The organism is Bacillus sp. LSHTCR4, assembly GCF_057197025.1.
The window spans coordinates 260,863-283,773 of record NZ_JBXUNO010000001.1 but is presented as its reverse complement, the minus strand read 5'-3'; the positions used below and the strand labels follow the sequence as shown (position 1 = coordinate 283,773).

The window sequence follows — 22,911 nt, the reverse complement described above, 5'->3', positions numbered from 1 at the left end:
AATAAGCTATAAAAAAGCTATTTTGGAGGTGTTCTGTATGAAAAAAACGTATATTTTACTTATCATTCTAGCTATCATTGTTTCTTTTTTCTTGTACATCCTCTCTCTACTACAAGCTTTTCCTAAAATGATTGCCTTCCCTCTTTTATTTGGAGTCATTGTCATCGCTCTCTCTTATTTCAACCATAAGAAACGATTTAAAGGGTTTTAATGGACTGTAAAACTGCCTTCTAATTTAGAAAAAAGAAGACAATTCACTTTATTTTCTCGACAAATATCGACAAAATGACATTAAGAAAAAGACGAGGCAAATTCCTCGTCTTTTCTATTACTTCTCTTCAAATAATAATGCTTCTAATTCATTTAATTTCTCTTCAAATACTTGCAATGCTTCTTTTACTGGTTCTGGAGATGCCATATCTACTCCAGCTTTCTTCAGCACTTCAATTGGATAATCTGAGCTTCCTGCTTTTAAGAACTCATTAATGTAACGTTCTACTGCTGGTTGCCCTTCTTCTAAAATTTGTTTAGATAGAGCCGTTGCTGCACTAAATCCTGTTGCGTATTGGTATACGTAATAGTTGTAGTAGAAGTGCGGAATACGAGACCACTCTAAACCAATTTCTTCATCAATTACTAAAGCATCACCGAAATATTTCTTATTTAAATCATAGTAGATCTCCGTTAACATGTCTGGCGTTACCGCATGTCCCTCTTGTACTTTCTTATGAATCATATGCTCAAACTCTGCGAACATCGTTTGACGGAATACAGTACCACGGAATCCTTCTAAATAATGATTTAATAAGTATAGACGCTCTTTCTTATCTTCTGTCGTTTTTAATAAATAATCGTTTAGAAGCGCTTCATTACAAGTTGATGCTACTTCCGCAACGAAGATTGAATAGTCACCGTATACGTGCGGCTGCGTTTTTCTTGTGTAGTAACTATGGACAGAATGGCCAAATTCATGAGCAAGTGTAAATAAATTATTTACATTATCATGCCAGTTCATTAAAATATAAGGATTTGTTCCATATGCACCAGATGAATATGCTCCGCTTCGTTTTCCTTTATTCTCATACACATCTACCCAGCGATTTTCATATGCTTCTTTCAAAATATCAACATACTCATCACCAAGTACATGTAAAGACTTTAATAACATGTCTTGCGCTTCTTCATACTTCACATTCATTTTCACTTCTGGTACAAGTGGTGTATATAAATCATACATATGAAGCTCATCAAGCCCTAGTGCACGCTTACGAATATCAATGTAACGATGTAGCAAGTGTAAATTATCATTTACAGATTCAACGAGTTGATCGTACACCGCTTCAGGAATATTATTATTACTTAATGCTGCTTGACGTGCAGAGTCATATTTACGAACGCGTGCATTAAAATTATTACGCTTTACAGCTCCGCTTAACGTACTTGCAAATGTGTTCTTATATTTTCCGTACGTTTCATATACAGCTTTGAACGCATCTTCGCGCACACGACGATCATCACTTTCTAAAAACTGAATGTAACGACCATGTGTGATTTCTACTTCTTCTCCATCCTCACCTTTAATAGATGGGAATTTCAAATCCGCATTATTCAACATACCAAATGTATTACTTGACGCACTCATTACTTCAGATGCTTCTGCTAATAAAGCCTCTTCCGCTTCAGATAATACGTGCGGACGTTGGCGCGTAATTTCTTCTAATGCATGTTCATATACACTTAAGTCTCTATTTTCTTTTAAAAATGTTTGTAGCGTATCTTCTGATATCGATAAAATTTCAGGCACAATATATGCTGTGCTACTAGATACTTGTGAATATAAATTTGTCGCGCGGTCATTTAATGCTTGATACACAGAGTTTGTTGTATCTTGATCGTAACGCATATGTGCATATGTATATAGCTTACCTAATCGCATTGAAATTTCATCTTCATATTGCAATGCTTCAAGTAAATTGTTCGCAGAGTCACCAAGTTTCCCTTTAAATTCAGTTAACTTCGGTAATAGCTCTTTAATAGCTTGGAATTCTTTTTCCCATTCTGCATCTGTTTGAAAAATATCTTCTAATCGCCAAGTATTTGATTCTTCAATCTCGTTACGATCTGGTAATGTTTTTGCTGTGTTTTGTTCAGACATCCTTTAAGCCCTCCTTTAAATATCTCTACTTACATACAATTCGATTTTTCTTATGTAATTCCTTCACGATCAGTCTTTATTATATCCCCTTTTCCTTCTCCCATGTTGTACTTTTCCTCAAATAAAGATAAGGCATACGCTAAGCAAACTTCATCATATTTCATAACTTCCTCCTCTGTTTTCAGCATAACTATCCTCCTTTTTTTCCGGTACTTATACGTCCCTACTTTCTGCAATACACCTACATAGCATAAAAATGTCATATATTCAGTAACTGCCACTTTCCATATATGCTGTGAAAAGTATGGGAGCATACGCCTTTTCGTATACTTTTTTATATAACTACACACGTATGGAAGGGAAATATAATCCCCTACCGCAAGCTCACCTATACACTTCATATATAAAAAAGCTTGCCATATAAATGGATTTGTTTGAAAAGCAAATGAGGACGGAAGCGGCACACCAATTTCAGAAGGGAAATTTGCTGGGGTATATTTACATTGATACAAGAGGCGTAATAGTGACTTATGATTATAATTCCAAATAGGCAAAGCATTTTTTCGAAAATAGTCCTTTCGCTTCTTCCATTCTCGTTCTAATATTTCCTTTTGAAAAGGAACAGAAGAAAAGAGCATTTCAAAAGTAGTCGTTTCAGTTGGTAAATATATAATATGTGAGAACGAGACGCTTGTAGAAAATGAAGTGAGAAACGTGCATTTCATAAATGATTTTTGTTTAGAACAGAAGAAAATAAGAAGTGGCTGAGGATAAGATTGTAAGGAGAAAGCCATAAGTGAGGAAAATTTCATCCAATATGCTGATTGCTTCTTCAATTGATTTCCACCAATGATCCAAACGACCTGTATACTGGCTCGCCAATACGAATGGGTTCGTTTGTACAGCTGTTCTATAGAGAGATTTGCGCACTGGTATTCAATCGCGATTTTTCTCCCTGCTCTCTCTATGAAAATATCCGGTCGTTGCTGAATCGCTGGCAGATAATGCTCTATCTCTACATGAAAGTTTTGACGTTTTAGCCATCTATATAACAATTCTTTACCGTGGATATGGTATATCGATTCTGCTTCATAAAAAGCCAAACATGAATCCACTTTCTTATGAGCAAAATGCCACTTTTTTTGTTTCCCTAATCTCATTTGTACTTCCTTCCCGCAAGCTGTGCAAAAGAAACTCTCCCTTTTACGCATACGGTGTAAAAGCTCTTCATCATGATGATCGAGTAGATGAATTTTTTCTCCGTTTTCTCTTTTGGCGATAAACATCGTAATCACACCCTTTCAGCTCCTTATATTCTACAATTTATTACAAATTCCTTTTAAAAAAGAGATGTCCCAATTTCGGACATCTCTTTTTATAATAAAGGCGATAATAACCGGTACGTTGATTCAACAATTCGTCTATGAAGACGCCTTTTATGAAAACGATCAACATGAATTTCACTTGATTCTTCTAAATCATCTTTAAAATCTTGAACAAGTTTTCGAATGCTATCTGTATCATATAAAAAGGCATTTACTTCAAAGTTCAAATGAAAACTTCTCATATCCATATTAGCAGTCCCAATTGAAGCTAAATCAGAATCGACAATAACAACTTTACTATGGAGAAAACCTTTTTCGTATTCATATATCTTTACCCCTGCATCTAAAAGCTCTGGGAAGTACGATCTCGATGCGTAAAAGACAGTTCGTTTATCAGGCTTACTCGGCATTAACAACCGAACATCAATACCAGCAAGTGCCGCTACTTTTAATGCGGATAAAATATCATCATCCGGGATAAAATACGGCGTTGCAATCCAAATGGATTTCCGCGCAGAAGCAATCATGGCAAAATATAAATGTTTAATTGTTTCCCATTTATTATCCGGCCCACCTGCAACGAGCTGCACGCCGCCCCAATGCTCGCCCTCAACTGCTTTCGCTTGTAAATATTCAGGGGCTAGCACAGCCTCACCAGTCATATAAAACCAATCCTGAAGGAAAATAAGCTGCAAACTTTGTACAGCTTCACCACGCAAATATAAATGCGTGTCTCGCCAAAAGCCGAAGTACTTATCCTTCCCTAAATATTCATCACCAATATTTAATCCACCTACAAATCCTTCATTCCCATCAATAATAACGATTTTCCGGTGATTTCGATAATTAATCTTATCGTTTAAAATCGGAAAGCGCACAGGGAAGAACGGAATCATTTCTACACCTGCATCGTTTAATTCTTCAATATACGATTTTGATAATTTAAAACTTCCAACCGCATCATATAAAAAACGAACGACTACGCCCTCTTTTGATTTTTGTATTAAAATATCTTTAATTTCTGTTCCAAGCTTATCATCACGCACAATGTAATATTCCATATGAATGTGATGTTTCGCTCGTTTTAATCCATCTAAAATGGCCTGAAACGTTTCATCTCCATTTGTTAATGTTCTCGTTTCAGTTTGAAATGAAATATTTAAAGCGCCTAAGCGATCCGCTAAACGAAATAACAGCTCTTGATGCTTATGATTGCGCAAAATCCGCTCTTCGTAATCTTCATGCCCCTTATATTGTAAAAACGCTTGTTCATCGAGCAACGCCTTCTTTTGGAACATTCTCTTCCTCCGAAAGTTCTGTCCGAATAATAAATAAGCGAAGAATCCAAATACCGGAAAAATACCTAACACAATGAGCCATGTAAGTGTTTTTGAAGGATGACGGTTCTCTAAGAAAATAACGCAGCCAATTAAAAATGCAGATACCGTAAATAAAATACTAATAATACCTAAAATCGAAACATCCTTTATCCCAATTACATCCGAATAAAATGCTACATCAATAAACATACGTAATGAAACAAATAATGCGAACAATAGTAAAACAAAGAAAATCAACTTTAACGTATTTTTCATCTCTTACCTCCTTACTAAGAAAGCTTTCCTATTCTTCATATAAAAAGCCGATTTCATACTACAGAAATCGGCCTACGTTTTAGCAGGAAAATTATTGCGAATTGTTTCAAGCGCATGCTCTTTCACAATTTGTTTCCCATACTCACTTACACGATGAATGGTTAAAGTTGATTCTTCTCCGTATTCTAAAACAATACTTAAAATGCGGTCAATTTCTTCTTCATCATGTAGCACTTCATCGAATTCCACATATACATAATAGCGGTTCTCAAATGAATACAGCTCATCTTTTATATCTTCAAAGATAAGACGGTGGCTTAAGGAAATGACATCTTCAAAATCATTAAACTTAATTAAAAAGCCAAACGTACCATCTTCGTTAAAGTTTGTACCTGCTTGTTCTTCTACCTCTTCCACTAATTCTTGCTGGAATAATGATTCAATGCCTTCATCTAAAGGAATGTCTATAATTTTATCTACACCTATTGGCAGTTCTAGCTTTTGTCCATCCTTTGAAAGTTCTGCTTTCGTTACAAGTACTTCAATCCCTTTATCGACTGCTTGCACTTGAATCCATAACGGCCCATCAATAAAGAAATCGTCATGATCACGAGCTTCGTCCATCATTTCCCAAAAGAGCTCTTCGCTTCTTTCGCGGTCATACCAAATTTCCTCACGATTAAAGCCTCTGTCCTCTATATCAATGTACGTAATAAAAAATTTCATCGTATGATCATTAATTCTTTCAATATCCAAAATACAACTCTCCCTTCCTGCTTAGAATTGTTATGAAGGGATTCCCCACTCATATGACAAATCAATAGATTCTTGTACTCTCATTTTATGATAAGATTCTCCATAATGGAAATAAAATCGATTTATTTTACAAAAATAGTTATATGCCTATCTTCATTTGATGGTATACACAAATATATCATTATGGCGATTTCTCACTCATAAAAAATTTGGACATACATTTCCACCTTCCCCCGTACACTGTAATAAAGTGAAACTTTTACTAGATCTCTCTTCACCACATACATATAGTTCGCTTATTAAAACATCATAAATGGAGGCAGACGAATGGACTTAGAGTTTTTAACATCCGTACTAATGATTGTCGGTATCGATGTTGTATTAGGTGGTGACAACGCAATTGTCATCGCACTAGCTAGCCGAAATTTACCTGAATCAAAACGAAATAAAGCCATTTTGATCGGTACTCTTTTAGCAATCGTACTAAGAATTGTCCTTACTATACTAGCTGTCTATTTACTCGACATTCCATTTCTGCAACTTATCGGCGGCGTTTTACTTACATTAATTGCAGTAAATTTACTAACTGATAATAGCAACGATCTTTCTTCTATTCAAGGAAAAACAACTTTATTTCAAGCTGTGCGTACAATTGTATTCGCGGACCTTGTTATGGGATTTGACAACGTTATTGCTATTGCAGGGGCAGCTCACGGAAGATTTTTACTCGTCATAATCGGCTTACTCATTTCTATCCCGATCATTATTTGGGGCAGCAAACTCATTTTAATACTTATGGAACGCTTTCCATTCCTCATCTATTGCGGGGCCGCAATTCTCGCTTATACAGCAGGAAAAATGGTCACACATGAAGACAGACTTGCAACCTTTTTTCATAACAATCCAAGTTTCACTGCAAGCATTCCGTACTTGTTTATTTTCACCATTTTATGCATCGGTTTTATCGTTCAACAAGTTCGATTACGAAATGTGAAACATTAAAAAAAACCTTCTACTATATAATAGGTAGAAGGTTTTCATATTATTATAATTAATTTACAAGACGCTGTGCTTCACGCAATTGGAACGTTCTTACTGTACGCGGTAAGAAGCGGCGGATTTCGTCTTCATTGTAACCTACTTGAAGGCGTTTCTCGTCAATCATAATCGGACGACGTAAAATCCCTGGATAGTCACGAATCATCTTATATAAATCTTGAAGTGGTAAAGACTCTAAGTTTACATTTAATTCTTGGAAAACTTTCGAACGAGTAGAAATAATCTCATCCGTTCCGCTTTCTGTCATACGCAAAATCTCTTTAATTTCCTCGATCGTTAATGGATCTGAGAAAATATTACGTTCTGTATAAGGAATATGATTTTCCTCTAGCCATAATTTCGCCTTTCTACAAGACGTACAGCTTGGAGAACTATATAATGTTACCATACAAAGCTCACTCTCCTTAAAGAGTACAAATTCTGTACTAATTACAGTTTAAATTTCTAAATTCAGCAATTTTTCGCGATACCTTGTCTTAAAACAAAGTAAAAAAATCGCATTTCATGTAAGCAACAACTTTTAGCAAACAACAATTACTTTTAATAAGTAACTTCTATAATCATTATACAATAGATTTTGCAAGAAATATACAGTAAATTTCCTTCTAATTGAGAAAACTCTTCCGTGTATTCCACTGCTATGTAACATGATCACACTTACATCAACTGTCTTTTAACAATAACCTTCAATCCTCTTAACACTTGCTTTTCATAGATTTTTCATGTGATATATAGTTATTTTCTCATAATCTTCCCTATGAAAAAGAGAACGTTTTCTTACCTTTTCCTGATAAATCAATTATGAAATGTAAGACTATCTAAGTGAGAACCACAAAGAACATTTGTTCTTATTTTAACAAACATTCGCATCCATGTCTATAAGATTTCTAAAATAAACCGAACATTTTTCTGACATTTCTTTCTTTTTTATCTTTTATCTCATACAATAAACATACAGACAGGCAAAGGGGGAATTTGCGAATGATTGCTTTTTTTATTGATTTTGTCACTGTTGCTGCCCTCATCATCGGAATAACAGCATTGATTGGCGTCATTACAAATAGTATTGGTGAAAAACTCTTTGGCGGAAAAGAAAAAATGAAGTTTGTTAATAAAAGTTTGGATGTCCAATCCGGCTGGAACGAAGTTGGCGGGAAAGGTATTTATAAGAAACGTACGTATTAAAAAAAGCAGGTAATCACCTGCTTTTTTCTTATTTCTCTACTGACGCCCATTTAAAGCTTAAATCGCCGCCATATTTATGGTTGTACATATTTTTAATTGATTCTCTTTGTAAGTATGCTCTACCACGTTGATATACCGGAACAATCGCAGCGTCATCAAGTAACATTTTTTCTGCTTCTAGTAAACTTTTCCAACGAGCATTTACATCACTTCCATCTTTTTTCGCTTTCATGATGATCTCATCATATTTCGGATTAGAATATTTCATTTTATTTTGTGATCCATCAGTTACAAACATATCAAGATATGTAATTGGATCTGGGAAGTCTGCACTCCATCCAGAGAATGACATGACGAAATCGCCCGCATCTTCTAATTTTAGTTTTTGCGCAAATGGTTGTTGTTTAATTTTCACTGTTAAGCCTGGTAAATTCTTTTCTAATTCACCTTTTAAATACTCACCTGTTTTCTTCGATAATTCAACGTCTTCATTTAATAGCTCTAATTCGATTTCATTTTTGCCAAGCTCTTTTTTACCAGCTTCCCAATATTTCTTCGCTTCTTTCACGTTTGGTTTTACAATATCTCCATTTACAGCACGGAAGTCTTTTTTATCCGGTCCTTTAATGAAGTTATCAGGAATTAATCCTGTCGCTGGCTTAGAACCGTTATTTAATAAGGTATCAACGAACGGCTTACGTTCAAAAGCAAGTGAAATTGCTTTACGAATATTTTTATTTGCTAACGCTGGATCTTTTTGATTTAAACGAAGGAAGAATACAGATGTATCTTCTACTGTTTGGAAATCTGGTTTTCCTTTATATTTATCGATGAACTCTGCTAATAACGTCGCTCGATCGATTGCATTTGTTTCATATAAATTAATTGGCGTAGACGTATCTTTTACAATATTAAAGTTTACTTCCTCAATTTTCACTTCTTTATTGTCCCAATATGACGCACTCTTTGTCATTTTAAAGCTACGTTCATGTTGCCAATCACTTAATGTAAATGGTCCGTTATAAAGTGTTGTATTCGCTTCCAAACCAAACTTTGTACCTTGCTCTTTCACAAACTTTTCATTCACAGGATAGAAGATTGGATATACCATTAAATCTACAAGGTATGGAATTGAATTATCTAATTCCACTTCTAATGTATAATCATCAATTGCCTTTACCCCTAATTGATCCGGACTCATCTCTTTTTTATTAATTTTTTCTGCATTTTTTATATCATACATAATGTACGCTGATTTCGCAGCCGTATCTGGGTTAATCGCTCTTTGCCATGCGTATACGAAATCTTTCGCCGTCACAGGCTCACCATTTGACCATTTTGCGTCTTCACGTAATTTAAATGTATATTTTTTACCGTCTTCTGACTTTTTGAATTCCTTCGCTACACCAGGAACTAGCTTATCATCTTTTCCTAAACTGTATAAGCCTTCCATCGTATTACCCATTACTCTTGAAGAAACTGCATCAGCTGATAACGCTGGATCCATCGTTGGAATTTCTTGCGTTTCAATTAAGTTAATAACTTGCTTCGCACCGCTTTTCCCGCTATCCCCTTTTGCGTTCGCTTGCGGTTCATCTTTTTGGTAGCTACATGCCCCTAACATCATGCTCATTGCTACTGTTGATACTACAAAAACTGGCATCTTTTTTTTCATACTTCCACCCTCCACAAAAATGTTAGCCCTTTCATTTTCAAACAAAAAGAAATATATATATATGTTCTAATAATTCATATTATACACACAAATATATTTTTTGTATATTTATATTTCTATTTTATTAAAATTTTCTGTTAAAAAATAAACCTTTGTAAACGTTTTATATTGCTGATTATCCTTACTGAAGTGTTGAAAATAACTATTTTTATATTTTTCTAAATTATCAGAGAAAAATGAATTTTATATCTCATAATACTTTCTGTATAATTATCCTCCTCTTTTTTATCATAAAATAGCACTCCCTTCATAATAAAGATATGTAGGTTAAAATGAGTGCAAAGGTTAAGAAAGTATGTTACGATACACTTTGCTAAAAATAGATATCGGTAAAGAGGGGACGGACATGACAGCAATTCAGGCAAAAAACGGGCCTACTGAGAAATTAAGTTTATTCTTATTAACATGGCCTATTTTTCTAGAAGTTTTTCTATTTATGTTAATGGGGATCGCTGATACTTTCATGTTAAGTGCATTATCAGACGATGCTGTATCTGGGGTTGGTGCAGCGAATCAATATCTCCATATCGCTATTTTGGTACTAGAAGTCATCGGGAACGGCGCAGCGATCGTCGTATCTCAATACCTCGGTTCCAAACGTTTTATGGAAGCATCTAAAATATCAGCTTTAGCCGTCACATTAAATTTAGTGGTCGGACTCGTAATAAGCGCTGGTTTTCTTTTATTTTCAAAACATATGATGATGGCGATGAACTTACAAGGCGATGTACTTATGTATGCACAGAGCTATTTATCCATCGTCGGAGGCGCTATTTTCCTTCAAGCTATTATTAATTCATTAGCCGCAATTATCCGCGTACATGGCTTCACAAAGCAAGCGATGTTTATTTCTCTTGGAATGAATATTATTCATATCGCTGGAAACTACGTACTCATTTTCGGAAAATTTGGTTTCCCAGAGCTAGGTGTACAAGGGGCTGCCATTTCTTCTGCTGTCAGCCGACTTATAGCGCTTATCGTTTTCTTCTGGTTACTGTACCGCGTTATGGAGTACCGTGTAAAATTACAATATTATTTCACCTTATCAAAAGAATATATCGGGAAAATTTTAAAAATCGGGATTCCATCTGCATTTGAGCAGGTTATGTACCAAGCTTGCCAAATTGTCTTCTTATACTATGCAACATATTTAGGAACGGAATCGTTAGCGGCTAGACAATACGCTACGAACATTTCTATGTTCACTTATTTATTCGCTATTGCAATCGGTATGGGAACTGCAATTATTATCGGACGCCTCGTTGGCGGTGGTGAAAAAGATGAAGCGTATGAACGTGTATGGAAAAGTGTAAAGTGGGCAATTGGTGTCACTTTATGTATGGTTGCTCTCGTTATTACATTCCGCACACAATTAATGGGACTATTTACAGATAATCCACACATTATTACATTAGGTGCTTCGGTTCTTTTACTAAGTGTACTACTTGAAACAGGGCGTACGATGAACATCGTCATCATCAATTCACTTCGCGCAGCTGGTGATGCAAAATACCCAGTTTTAATCGGCGCATTCTCTATGGTGTTAATGAGTTTACCACTCGGTTACTTTTTCGCCTTCCATTTAGATATGGGACTCGTTGGTATTTGGCTAGCAATAGCTATTGATGAATGGACACGTGCCATTATTATGTTCTTCCGCTGGAAAAGTAGAGCGTGGGAGCGTTATGCACTTGTTAAACCTGAAGAACAAGAGGAGATTGTTTCGCTTCAGGTGCAATAATACTCGTTTAATTAAGGCGTAGTCTTTAGTATAGGAAACTTATATCTGCGATTCTTTAAATATATCGACTTACCGAAAAATATTTACAACTCTTGTATATAGTAGAAAAAAGCCATTCTTCCGTAACGGAAGAATGGCTTTTTTATTATTGATAAATCTCTTTATATTTCTTATACTCCGCTTCAGAACATAGTACGAAATGTCCTGGGCGAATTTCACGCATTGTCGGTTCTTCACTACCATAATTGTGCTGAGATGGATCGTATACGATACGTTTACGATTGCGCTCATAATCTGGATCTGGAAGTGGAATTGCTGATAATAGTGATTTTGTATATGGATGAATTGGATTCGCATATAACTCATCACTTGTTGTTAATTCAACGATTTGACCACGATACATTACGCCAATGCGGTCACTAATGTATTTTACCATCGATAAATCATGGGCAATGAATAAGTATGTTAAACCTTTTTCTTTTTGTAACTTTTTCAGTAAGTTTACAACTTGCGCCTGGATTGATACGTCAAGTGCTGAGATTGGCTCATCGGCAATGATAAATTCAGGTTCTACAGCAAGCGCACGAGCGATACCGATACGTTGACGTTGTCCACCTGAGAATTCATGTGGGAAACGGTTTGCGTGCTCTTTATTTAAACCAACTGTGTTTAATAGTTCATGAACACGGTCCATACGCTCTTTTTTGTTTTTCGCTAATCCGTGAATATCAATACCTTCTGCAATAATATCCCCTACTGTCATACGAGGATTTAATGATGCATATGGATCTTGGAAAATCATTTGCATTTTACGGTTGAATTTCTTCAATTCTGCGCGTGATTTTTTACCATGTACATTTTCACCATCAAACAATACTTCACCAGCAGTTGCATCATATAAACGAATAATCGTTCTTCCAGTTGTTGATTTACCACAACCTGATTCTCCTACAAGACCAAATGTTTCTCCGCGGTAAATATCAAATGAAATATCATTAACCGCTTTGACAACACCACCACTCACGTCGAAGTGCTGCTTTACATTTTTTACTTCAATTAATTTCTCACGTTGTTTAGTCATGTTGTTCACCTGCTTTCATTTGAAGAATGCGTTTTTCAACGACTGCCGGCGGTTTTACTTCTGGAGCTTGCTCATGAAGTAACCAAGTTGCCGCATAGTGTGTATCACTTACTTTAAATAAAGGTGGGTCCATTTCAAAATCAATTTTTAATGCCTGTGGGTTACGTGGTGCAAAAGCATCTCCCTTTGGCGGCTTCAATAAATCTGGAGGCGTTCCAGGAATTGCGTATAATTCTTCCTCTGAACCATCTAAACTTGGCATAGATGCAATTAAGCCCCAAGTATACGGATGTTTTGGATTGTAGAAAATTTCATCTACAGTTCCAATTTCAACAACTTTACCAGCGTACATAACTGCTACGCGGTCCGCAACGTTTGCCACTACACCTAAGTCATGTGTAATGAAAATGATTGCTGCTTCTGTTTTTTGCTGAATGTCCTTCATAAGTTCTAAAATTTGCGCCTGAATTGTAACGTCTAGCGCTGTTGTCGGCTCATCGGCAATCAATAATTTCGGGTTACAAGCTAACGCCATCGCAATAACTACACGCTGTCTCATACCACCAGAGAATTGGTGCGGATATTGTTTTAACCGAGCTTCTGGATTTGGAATACCTACAAGGTCGATTAATTCCAACGCAACTTTACGTGCGTCTGCTTTACTCATCCCTTGGTGTTTAATAAGGCCTTCCATAATTTGATTTCCAATTGTCATCGTTGGATTTAATGATGTCATTGGATCTTGGAAAATCATCGCGATATCTTTACCACGTACTTGCTGCATTTCTTTTTCTGTTAATTTCGTTAAGTCACGACCTTCAAATACGATTTCACCATTTTTAATGCGTCCAGGAGGATTCGGAATTAATCCCATTAACGCTTTAGAAGTAACTGATTTCCCAGAACCAGATTCTCCTACAATCGCTAATGTTTCTCCTTTTTTCAAATCAAAAGTAACGCCGCGTACAGCTTGTACTTCACCTGCATGTGTATCAAAGGAGACTTGTAAATCTTTTACCTCTAACAATGTTTTCATCTTTGCCTCTCCCCTCTTTTACTTACGCATTTTTGGATCTAACGCATCGCGTAATCCGTCTGCCATTAAGTTAAACGCTAAAATTAATATACTGATGACAACCGCAGGGATGAACATCATATGCGGATACGTTTGAATTGATTTATAACCGTCATTTACAAGAGAACCAAGTGATGCGAATGGTGGCTGAATACCTAAACCGATGAAGCTTAAGAACGCCTCACCAAACACCGCTGTTGGGATTGTAAACATTGTCATTACGATAATTGGTCCCATTACGTTCGGGATTAAGTGTTTTACAATTAATTGTGTATTTGTTGCACCTAATGTACGAGATGCTAATACGTATTCTTGATTTTTTAATTTTAGGATTTGTCCACGAACGATACGAGACATCCCTATCCAACCTGTAATTGCCATTGCGAGTGTAATTGACCATATACCAGATCCCATAATGATTACCATTAAAATAACGATGATTAAGTATGGAATACCGTTAATAATCTCCATAATACGTTGCATAATGTTATCTACTCTACCGCCATAGAATGCTGAAATACCCCCATATGCAACCCCAATTACTAAGTCAATTGCTGCTGCTAAAAGAGCGATATATAATGATACACGCGTACCTTCCCATGTTCTTGTCCATAAATCACGGCCAAGATCATCTGTACCAAACCAGAAATACTCTTTAATATCACGTTTTTCATATTGGTCAACACCATATTGATCAGTACCGTCAAATGGTAACCAATGAACATTTTCAATAACTGGAATTTTCGGTGGTAATTTCGCACGTCCTAAATCTTGCTCTTTATACGAGTGCTTACTTACCATCGGTCCTAAAATTGCTAGTAAGATAATAAGCGTTAATAAAACGAAACCGAACATTGCTCCTTTATGTTGGAACAAACGTCTTCTTACATCTTGCCAAAACGTTAAGCTTGGACGGGCAATGACTTCATTATCCACATTATTTTGATTGGCTTGTTGAAATAAATCTGGAGATAATTTTTGTACATCTTTCATCATTTTTTCCCTCCCGCTAAACGAATTCGAGGATCAATAATTCCGTATAAAATATCAACAATGAAAATAACTAAGATGAAGATTGCACTATAGAAAATTGTAGTTCCCATAATAACTGTATAGTCATTCACTGTAATAGATTTAACGAACTGTTCCCCTAGTCCTGGTACAGCATAGATTTGCTCAATAACTAATGTACCTGTAATTAATCCTGCAACCATTGGTCCTAAAATTGTTACAACTGGAATTAACGCGTTACGAAGTGCGTGTTTAATAATGATAACACCTTGGCTAATTCCTTTCGCTTTCGCTGTTAAAATGTAGTCAGCTTGCATAACTTCAATTAACTCTGCACGAGCGAAACGTGCGATTGTTGCGATAACTGCCATCGATAAAGCGATTGTAGGCATTACTGTAAACTCTGGTCCTTTCCAGAATGCTACTGGGAACCATCCAAGTTTTACCCCTACGAAATATTGTAGTAATGCGGCGAATACGAACGATGGTACCGACATCCCGAGTACGGAAATAATTGTCGCTCCATAATCGACCCACGTATTGTTACGAAGTGCCGCAACGATTCCTAAAATTAAACCGATAAATGTTCCTAATATAATCGCTTGTAAACCAAGTTGTGCTGATGGTCCAATGCGATCCACAATCATATCTGTTACTGGACGGTTATCATATTGGAATGATACCCCTAAATCACCTTTTGCTAAGTTACCTAAGTAACGTGCATATTGAACTGGTACTGGATCATTTAAACCATATTTTTCAAGAATGATTTCTTTTTGTGCCGGTGATAACTTCTCCTGGTTTTTAAGCGGAGAACCCGGAAGTAATTTCATCAAAAAGAAAGTCAGTGTAGTAATTAAAAATAATGTCAAAGCCATGTACACGAAACGTTTTAATACATAACGTCCCATAGTCAAGCACCTCCCCGTTTTTCTCAAAAGCAATAAGATAGTTTAAAATATTCTTACTTTTATTTTTTTAAAATAAGAGCATATGCCCATCATAGGCATATACCCTTATTCATGATGGAAACCATTTTTAATTTTTTAGTTCAACCCACTTATAGCTAAATTCCCCGCCATATTTATGTTCTAATAGGCCAGTAATTGAGCCACGTTGTAAATAAGCTTTTCCTGGTTGATATACTGGAGCAATCGCTGCATCTTCAAGCAGTTGTTTTTCTGCTTGTAATAATGCATCCCAACGAGCTTGTACATCAACTTCTGTTTTTGCTTTTTTAATTAAATCATCATACGCTGGGTTTGCGTAATGTACTTTGTTTTGCGCATTACCTGTCGTATACATTTCAAGGAATGACATTGGATCCATATAATCTGGACTCCATCCCGCATATGACATTGCATAATCTCCACTTGCTTCAAGTTTTAATTTTTGTGCAAATGGCTGCATTTTCGTTGGAACTGTTAAACCTGGTAAGTTCTTTTCAAATTGGCCTTTTAAATACTCTCCGATTTTTTTAGCATCATCAGTATCAAAGTTTAATAGCTCTAACTCTACTTTGTCTACACCAAGTTCTTTTTTACCAGCTTCCCAGTATTTTTGTGCTTCTTTCATATCCTCTTTTATAAGCTTTCCGTTTTCTTCACGGAAGTCTTTTCCAGTCGGACCTTTTGCTAAGCCTTTCGGAACAAAACCATATATCCCCTCTGAACCATCGTTTAAGATCACTTTTCCGATGTTTTCACGTTCAAAGGACATTGCAATTGCTTTTCGGATATTTTTATTTGCTAAAAATTTATTCTTTTCATTTAAGCGAATAAATTGTGTAGATGGTCTCTTAATCGTTTTAAAGTCAGCATCTGATTTGTATTTATCTACAAACTCTGATGTTAAGACTACACGATCAATTGCTTTCGTTTCATATAGATTTATAGCAGTTGAACGATCCTTAACAATATTGAAGTTTATTTCCTCAAGTTTTACTTCTTTATTTTCCCAATACGTTGGATTCTTCTTAAGTTGGAAACTTTGTTCGTGCTTCCATTCATTTAATACGAATGGACCATTATAAAGTGTCGTATTGGATTCTAATCCAAATTTTGCTCCTTGTTCTGTTACAAACTTCTCATTCAAAGGATACAATGTTGGATAGACTGTTAAACTTACAAAATAAGGAACAGGGTTATCTAATTCCACTTCAAGTGTATGATCATCAATTGCCTTTACACCAAGTTCTTCAACTGGTAACTCTTTTTTGTTAACTTTCTCCGCATTTTTAACATCAAATAGTATGTAAGCAAACTTGGCACCCGTGTTTGAATCTACAGCTCTTCGCCAAGAATAAACGAAGTCCTTCGCTGTTACAGGTTCACCATTAGACCATTTCGCATCTTCACGTAACTTAAACACATACTTTTTGCCATCCTCTGATTTCTCATAAGATTTAGCGACACCCGGAACAAGTTTATCATCTTTCCCCAGACGATATAACCCTTCCATTGTGTTATTCATGATATTAGAAGATGTTGCATCTGTTGATAACGTCGTATCCATAGTTGGGATTTCAGCTGTCTCAGTTAGATTTAACACTTGCTTGTTTGAGGATTTTTCTTTCGCGCCTGCTTTATTATCCTCTTTTTGGTAACTACAAGCTCCTAACATACTGACAGTCAACGTCGATGCAAGTAATAACGGTATCTTTTTCTTCATGTTGTGTTGCCTCCCCTAATTGCACTTCCTGTACCCTCACTTGTAAAAAAGTAGAATTGAAAGAATAATCTCCAAGTTTCTACAATTTTCATTATACATATAATATAACAATTGTGAATATAGTTTTTTGTTTTTTTGTTAAAATTTTTAATAAAATGTTTATTTTTTTATTTTTTCGTAAAGGGATACGTTAACATTGCTACCATCATCTTGAAATCAGACCTTTAATTGCGTATAATTTTCAAAAAATTAATTCTAGTACATATTATAGCTTTTATAGTATAATAATTCTAGTAATATTTTGACGGAGGGGAACATTTTGAATAAAGTTTTTTTTCATACTTGTATACTAATTTTCATAGCGATAATCGCTTCTAGTATTGGCGCATTCCTCGTTTCATCGCATTTTTTGTTGAATTTTGTCAACATCTCGTTTTATATTGCACTATTTTTTATTCTTATAGGCGGTTTTTTATTCATATTTCAAAATGGATTTTTTAACGTAACAATTTACGCCTTCCAAAGAGTCTTTGGTACGAACAAAAAAATTGACTCTTTAATTGAAGAAGTAGAGGAACCTGTCGATAAGAAAGAACGTATTTATAAAACATATTCATTCAAATGGACGTATCCAATTTGCATTACCGGTATCGTTCTTGGGTTGTTCTCGACCTTCATTAGCTTTACTATTTTGATGTAGTTTGCAAACACTATCCCATATGATATAATAATCAGCAAAACATTTTGTTATAAAACTTTAGTTCTTTCATATTTAAAGAGCTCAGGTAACAATAAATAAATTTATATGTATGCGATGATAAAGAAGAGTACATATTGAGGCAATTTCAGAGAGCTTGTGGCTGGTGTGAACAAGTAATTGTACAGTATGGAATGGGCTTTTGAGCTCCAAACCGAACCGAAAGTAGTAGGCTTTGGCGTTATATCCAAACGTTATTATGGATTAGAGAGATTTCACAGTAGTGAAATAATTAGGGTGGTACCGCGGTCCATTCGTCCCTATAGTTTTTTGGGATGAATGGGCTTTTTTGTTTGCCTTCTCTTCTCTATCACGCATTCAAATTTAGGAGGAATTACTTATGTCAGTTATCTTTTCTGGTATTCAGCCGAGTGGAACGATCACACTTGGAAACTATTTAGGAGCTATGAAGCAATTTACAGAGCTTCAAAATGAACACGACTGTTATTTCTGTATTGTAAATCAACATGCGATTACAGTGCCTCAAGATCCCGTACAACTTCGTAAAAACATCCGCAGTCTTGCTGCACTTTATGTAGCATGCGGTATCGATCCTGAAAAAGCTACGTTATTTGTACAGTCAGAAGTACCGGCACACGCTCAACTAGGATGGATTATGCAATCAGTTGCTTACGTTGGAGAATTAGAGCGTATGACGCAATATAAAGATAAAGCATCAGGTAGAGATTCAGTTCCAGCTGGATTACTAACGTACCCACCATTAATGGCTGCTGATATTTTACTTTACAACACTGAAATCGTGCCTGTTGGTGATGACCAAAAGCAACATATGGAATTAACACGTGACCTAGCAGAGCGTTTCAACAAACGCTTCCGTGAAGTATTCACAATTCCTGAAATTCGCATTCCAAAAGTAGGAGCTCGCGTTATGTCACTAACAGAGCCTACGAAAAAAATGAGTAAATCTGATCCGAATCCAAAATCAATGATCAGCATGCTTGATGAACCAAAAACAATTGAAAAGAAAATTAAGAGTGCTGTAACTGACTCTGAAGGTATCGTGAAATTCGATAAAGAAAACAAACCTGGCATCTCTAACTTATTAACAATTTACTCTTCATTCTCTGGAAAAACAGTTGAAGAAATCGAAGCAATGTACGAAGGAAAAGGATATGGCGACTTCAAAGGCGACCTAGCACAAGTAGTCGTAGAAGCGATTCGTCCAATCCAAGACAAATATAACGAACTAATCAACTCACCAGAACTAGACGAAATTCTAGACAAAGGTGCCGAAAAAGCAAACCGCGTTGCATTCAAACAACTACGCAAAGTAGAAAACGCAATGGGATTAAGTAGAAAACGTAGGTAACATATAAAGCGGAGGCGACTGCTTAGCCCTGACGGCTAAGGTTCTTTCCCACAGAAGGTGCTTTTTACCTTCTTGTTGGGAAGGTTCTTAGACGCGAAGGGTTAGGAGCCGGAGCTGGATTTCATATAAAGCGGAAGCGGCTCGTTTAGAATGTGAGGGGGATGGAGCTCCTGACGTAGAGGCGCTTTTTGCCTCGCAGGAAGGCGCGAAGCCACCGAACATTCTTGCCGCCGGAGCTGGATTTCTATATAAAGCGGAGGCGACTGCTTAGCCCTAACGGCTAAGGTTCTTTCCCACAGAAGGTGCTTTTTACCTTCTCGTGGGGAAGGTTCTTAGACACGAAGAGCTTGCTGCTGAAGCTAAGTTACAACAAATTAAAAAAACCGCCAATCGGCGGTTTTTTTAATTTACCTTTTGCTCGTTTTCCATTTCCCATAACTTTTCAAAAAATGGCTGTCCTTTTACGAGACGCTCGCATAATTGTTCGTGCTTCTCAGACCAACCTGATTTCGCTTCATCATACAGCTTAGCCCAAATATCTTCAAATTCCATATGCTGAACCATTCCGTATGCTGATGGATCCCACTCTGTGAACCAATAGCGAATTTCTGCTGTGTTTTTCGTTGTATGTAATTGATCTAATGCCATAAACAATAATTGTTTAAGCTGTCTTTCTTTACGAGTTAAGCCATTCATAATGAAAGGAGATGGCGATAAAATATGATGTTCTTTTTCCATTTCTTCTACTTGGAACTCATACTTTTCTGCTTGTACGTTTTCTACCATCTCATATACCATCTGCTCTTGGCGCGGTATAAGTCTACTTTTTCGAATCGGTACATTGTAACCAATTGTGTCGATCGCAATAATTCCTTTTCCATCTGTAACTACAAAGCAATACTCTTGCTGCAAACGTTCATGATTTTTACGAATATAAGCCTTATGATGTACGTCTTCCAACATTTTTTGCGGAAGCTCTAACAATTCGTTCTCGATGTAATGATATAATGTGGAATCTACTTTTAATAATGGCACTTGATCTAATAGCTCAATCGTATCATCTTTCCGCCATTCGTAAAAATGACAAACGTTATACCCATTCTCTTCACCTTCAAACCAATTTACCCATACATCATGTAGATATAACATTCACTACCCCTCACTTCACTACTGTTTGTATCAATCATTATGTTCAATTTTTCTTAACTTTATTCCACCTAAGGAAATATATTCTAATTATTATTTTTTCTTCTATTAATACTAAAAAAACAGGAAAGAGACTCCTGTTTTTTTATATATGAAATGTATTTGCTTTATTCAATATTTCTTTTGCATCTATAGGTAATAAAGAAAGTGTATCTTCTCCTTCCAAAGTTACACAATCTTTGACAATATGAAATCCAAGCGCATAGCCAAGCATCTTCGGATAAGAGTGAAATCCATTTAATAAGATGTCATGCTCCCTTGTTCCTCGCTTTATACTTATTCTTTCATGTACAACGTTTTTCCAATAATATATAGCCTCTTCTTTTGAAAGATACGTCGTCCACGGTGCATTGTTTTTTTCTGAATATCTTTCCGTTACCGCTTGCTCAGCCAATCCTTCCATAATCATCGTATCAAGTAATGTATATTCCGTTTCTTTCGTCTCAATTTGATGCAACCTGCATATGTGATGATATTCATGCGCCAATAGCACTTTTAATTCTTCCACCGAATTCCGTCCACATACGAATAAGAAAATAACGTGACGCATAGATAATCCAGCCCTGCCGTTATACTCTTCTTGTACAGTTCGATTATAGGAATCTGATAATAAAATAAAGACAGGGACATCTGGACCTTTTAGCCAATTTTTCAGTTTCTCATACTCCGCACGTAACTCTTTCCAAACTTCCTTTTTCTCTAACTCTTTAATTTCTCGTTCTCCTCGCATAACAGGGCGATACATACCTTTAGAAATTAAAAAGCGATACAACCTTTCTTTTGGCAGCGGGATATACTTCGTAAACTTCTCACACAGCTTTTCTGGCCGTCCATAATATAGATGTAACCACTCAGCAGTTTCAACAACCCCCATCTTTATCCCTCCTTTTTCTTATATATATGCAAAAGGAGAAAAAGACGTAAAAATAAATAAGGAGTTTTTTCGCAATATATTGCGAAAAAACTCCTTATTTTATCTATTATTTATACGATTTAAATACTAATACTGCGTTATGACCACCGAATCCTAATGAATTACTTAACACCGCGTTTACTTCTTGATGTCTCGCATTATTCGGTACGTAATCTAAGTCACATTCTGGATCTGGTGTCTCATAGTTAATTGTTGGAGGAATTACTCCGTCTGTAATTGATTTAATAGAGAAGATTGCTTCAACAGCACCAGCTGCTCCTAATAAGTGACCTGTCATTGATTTCGTTGAGCTGATTGCTACTTTATACGCATGCTCACCGAACGTTTCTTTAATTGCCATCGTTTCATACTTTTCATTCGCATCCGTACTTGTACCATGCGCATTAATGTAATCAATATCTTCTGGCTGTAGACCTGCATCCGCTAAAGCTTGACGCATTGCGCGCACGCCGCCTTCACCGCCAGGAGCTGGCATTGTAATATGGAATGCATCACCAGTTGCACCGTAACCAGCGATTTCCGCATAAATGTGAGCACCACGAGCTAATGCGTGCTCTAATTCTTCAAGAATTAAAATACCTGAACCTTCACCCATTACGAAACCACTACGGTTTTTATCGAATGGACGGCAAGCTGTTGCTGGATCTTCATTGAATGTTAATGCTTTCGCTGAGCTAAATCCTGCGAATGCCATACTTGTTAACGGTGCCTCTGCTCCGCCTGTAATCATTGCATCAGCATCCCCGCGCTGAATTGCTTTAAACGCATCACCAATTGAGTTTGCACCAGATGCACAAGCCGTTACAGAACAAGTGTTAATTCCTTTTGCCCCTGTTGCGATTGATACTTGGCCTGCTGCCATATCTGGAATCATCATCGGTACGAAGAATGGGCTGACGCGGCGCGGGCCTTTCTCAGTAAAAATCTTAAATTGTTCTTCGTATGTTTCCATACCACCAATACCAGAACCAATCCATACACCAATTCGAGGTCCATTTTCTTCTGTAATCTCAAGCTTTGCATCTGCAACTGCCATTTTCGCTGCTGCTACTGCATATTGTGTAAAGCGATCCATACGGCGCGCTTCTTTTTTATCAATATATTTCTCGACTTCAAAGTCGTTAATTTCTGCTGCTACTTTTGCTGGAAATAGTTCCGGATCAATTCTTGTAAGTCGTCCGATTCCAGATACACCCTTTTTAATGTTTTCCCACGCTGTTTCAACATCTGTACCGACCGGTGTAACAGCTCCTAGTCCTGTAATTACGACCCTCTTTTTTTCCATACAAAATACAC

20 protein-coding genes and 1 other annotated feature are annotated in these 22,911 nt (G+C 36.4%); of the genes, 6 read left to right on the top strand and 14 right to left on the bottom strand.

What is annotated here, in order from left to right; all coding sequences use genetic code 11:
- The first annotated feature begins 37 nt into the window (after positions 1–37).
- Complete coding sequence (locus AC2CGR_RS01390; RefSeq protein ID WP_000754592.1) at positions 38–211, top strand: hypothetical protein; 174 nt, start codon at positions 38–40, stop codon at positions 209–211.
- 117 nt (positions 212–328) lie between these two features.
- Here AC2CGR_RS01390 and pepF read toward each other — a convergent pair whose 3' ends face one another.
- From pepF to mecA, 4 genes are all read right to left on the bottom strand, one after another.
- Complete coding sequence (gene pepF / locus AC2CGR_RS01385) at positions 329–2,155, bottom strand: oligoendopeptidase F (protein WP_270185385.1); 1,827 nt, start codon at positions 2,153–2,155, stop codon at positions 329–331.
- A 50-nt stretch (positions 2,156–2,205) separates the two neighbouring features.
- On the bottom strand, positions 2,206–3,450 hold the full coding sequence (locus tag AC2CGR_RS01380) for a competence protein CoiA (RefSeq protein WP_131101628.1): 1,245 nt from the start codon (positions 3,448–3,450) through the stop codon (positions 2,206–2,208).
- Between the two features lie 80 nt (positions 3,451–3,530).
- Complete coding sequence (locus AC2CGR_RS01375) at positions 3,531–5,075, bottom strand: cardiolipin synthase (RefSeq protein WP_000799204.1); 1,545 nt, start codon at positions 5,073–5,075, stop codon at positions 3,531–3,533.
- A gap of 72 nt (positions 5,076–5,147) precedes the next feature.
- The gene (gene mecA, locus AC2CGR_RS01370) at positions 5,148–5,831 is read right to left on the bottom strand and encodes an adaptor protein MecA (RefSeq protein ID WP_000350711.1); all 684 of its coding nucleotides are present in this window, start codon (positions 5,829–5,831) and stop codon (positions 5,148–5,150) included.
- 327 nt (positions 5,832–6,158) lie between these two features.
- Between mecA and AC2CGR_RS01365 the strand changes: the two genes are divergently transcribed.
- Positions 6,159–6,833 carry a TerC family protein gene (locus tag AC2CGR_RS01365; RefSeq protein WP_000362615.1) on the top strand — a complete coding sequence of 225 codons (675 nt, stop codon included), beginning with the start codon at positions 6,159–6,161 and terminating at the stop codon, positions 6,831–6,833.
- Positions 6,834–6,882: 49 nt separating this feature from the next.
- Here AC2CGR_RS01365 and spx read toward each other — a convergent pair whose 3' ends face one another.
- Positions 6,883–7,278, bottom strand: a complete 396-nt coding sequence (gene spx, locus AC2CGR_RS01360; RefSeq protein WP_000258267.1) for a transcriptional regulator Spx — start codon at positions 7,276–7,278, stop codon at positions 6,883–6,885.
- A 593-nt stretch (positions 7,279–7,871) separates the two neighbouring features.
- On the opposite strand from spx, the gene AC2CGR_RS01355 reads away from it, so the two are divergent.
- The gene (locus AC2CGR_RS01355; RefSeq protein ID WP_000559976.1) at positions 7,872–8,075 is read left to right on the top strand and encodes a hypothetical protein; all 204 of its coding nucleotides are present in this window, start codon (positions 7,872–7,874) and stop codon (positions 8,073–8,075) included.
- A gap of 28 nt (positions 8,076–8,103) precedes the next feature.
- Here the strand turns inward: AC2CGR_RS01355 and AC2CGR_RS01350 are convergent, their stop codons facing one another.
- Complete coding sequence (locus AC2CGR_RS01350) at positions 8,104–9,750, bottom strand: peptide ABC transporter substrate-binding protein (RefSeq protein WP_087965503.1); 1,647 nt, start codon at positions 9,748–9,750, stop codon at positions 8,104–8,106.
- A gap of 355 nt (positions 9,751–10,105) precedes the next feature.
- Here AC2CGR_RS01350 and AC2CGR_RS01345 point away from each other — a divergent pair, with 355 nt between their 5' ends.
- Positions 10,106–11,551 carry an MATE family efflux transporter gene (locus AC2CGR_RS01345; protein ID WP_484480452.1) on the top strand — a complete coding sequence of 482 codons (1,446 nt, stop codon included), beginning with the start codon at positions 10,106–10,108 and terminating at the stop codon, positions 11,549–11,551.
- A 145-nt stretch (positions 11,552–11,696) separates the two neighbouring features.
- Here AC2CGR_RS01345 and AC2CGR_RS01340 read toward each other — a convergent pair whose 3' ends face one another.
- From AC2CGR_RS01340 to AC2CGR_RS01320, 5 genes are all read right to left on the bottom strand, one after another.
- Positions 11,697–12,632 carry an ABC transporter ATP-binding protein gene (locus AC2CGR_RS01340; protein ID WP_000166346.1) on the bottom strand — a complete coding sequence of 312 codons (936 nt, stop codon included), beginning with the start codon at positions 12,630–12,632 and terminating at the stop codon, positions 11,697–11,699.
- Positions 12,625–13,668 (bottom strand): ABC transporter ATP-binding protein, encoded by a 1,044-nt coding sequence (locus AC2CGR_RS01335; RefSeq protein ID WP_000854346.1) that lies wholly within the window; start codon positions 13,666–13,668, stop codon positions 12,625–12,627. The genes AC2CGR_RS01340 and AC2CGR_RS01335 overlap by 8 nt, the downstream gene beginning before the upstream one ends.
- A gap of 18 nt (positions 13,669–13,686) precedes the next feature.
- A complete protein-coding gene (gene opp3C, locus AC2CGR_RS01330; protein ID WP_000974099.1) occupies positions 13,687–14,703 on the bottom strand; it encodes an oligopeptide ABC transporter permease in 1,017 nt (338 codons plus the stop codon).
- On the bottom strand, positions 14,700–15,629 hold the full coding sequence (opp3b, locus tag AC2CGR_RS01325; RefSeq protein ID WP_000534165.1) for an oligopeptide ABC transporter permease: 930 nt from the start codon (positions 15,627–15,629) through the stop codon (positions 14,700–14,702). Before opp3b ends, opp3C begins: the two co-directional genes overlap by 4 nt.
- A 127-nt stretch (positions 15,630–15,756) precedes the next feature.
- The gene (locus tag AC2CGR_RS01320) at positions 15,757–17,388 is read right to left on the bottom strand and encodes a peptide ABC transporter substrate-binding protein (protein ID WP_484480451.1); all 1,632 of its coding nucleotides are present in this window, start codon (positions 17,386–17,388) and stop codon (positions 15,757–15,759) included.
- A gap of 319 nt (positions 17,389–17,707) precedes the next feature.
- On the opposite strand from AC2CGR_RS01320, the gene AC2CGR_RS01315 reads away from it, so the two are divergent.
- On the top strand, positions 17,708–18,088 hold the full coding sequence (locus AC2CGR_RS01315; RefSeq protein ID WP_071727854.1) for a DUF3899 domain-containing protein: 381 nt from the start codon (positions 17,708–17,710) through the stop codon (positions 18,086–18,088).
- 105 nt (positions 18,089–18,193) lie between these two features.
- Positions 18,194–18,410 (top strand) — a binding site (T-box leader).
- A gap of 75 nt (positions 18,411–18,485) precedes the next feature.
- The gene (gene trpS / locus AC2CGR_RS01310) at positions 18,486–19,475 is read left to right on the top strand and encodes a tryptophan--tRNA ligase (protein ID WP_000110993.1); all 990 of its coding nucleotides are present in this window, start codon (positions 18,486–18,488) and stop codon (positions 19,473–19,475) included.
- A gap of 402 nt (positions 19,476–19,877) precedes the next feature.
- On the opposite strand, the gene AC2CGR_RS01305 is transcribed toward trpS, so the two are convergent.
- The 3 genes from AC2CGR_RS01305 to fabF all read right to left on the bottom strand — a co-directional run bounded on the left by AC2CGR_RS01305 (position 19,878) and on the right by fabF (position 22,900).
- Positions 19,878–20,624 carry a YjbA family protein gene (locus AC2CGR_RS01305; protein WP_029437838.1) on the bottom strand — a complete coding sequence of 249 codons (747 nt, stop codon included), beginning with the start codon at positions 20,622–20,624 and terminating at the stop codon, positions 19,878–19,880.
- A 142-nt stretch (positions 20,625–20,766) separates the two neighbouring features.
- Positions 20,767–21,555 carry a DUF2268 domain-containing putative Zn-dependent protease gene (locus AC2CGR_RS01300; RefSeq protein WP_029437837.1) on the bottom strand — a complete coding sequence of 263 codons (789 nt, stop codon included), beginning with the start codon at positions 21,553–21,555 and terminating at the stop codon, positions 20,767–20,769.
- Between the two features lie 106 nt (positions 21,556–21,661).
- Entirely contained in the window at positions 21,662–22,900 is a 1,239-nt protein-coding gene (gene fabF, locus AC2CGR_RS01295; RefSeq protein ID WP_000412652.1) for a beta-ketoacyl-ACP synthase II, read from the bottom strand.
- Positions 22,901–22,911 lie beyond the last annotated feature (11 nt).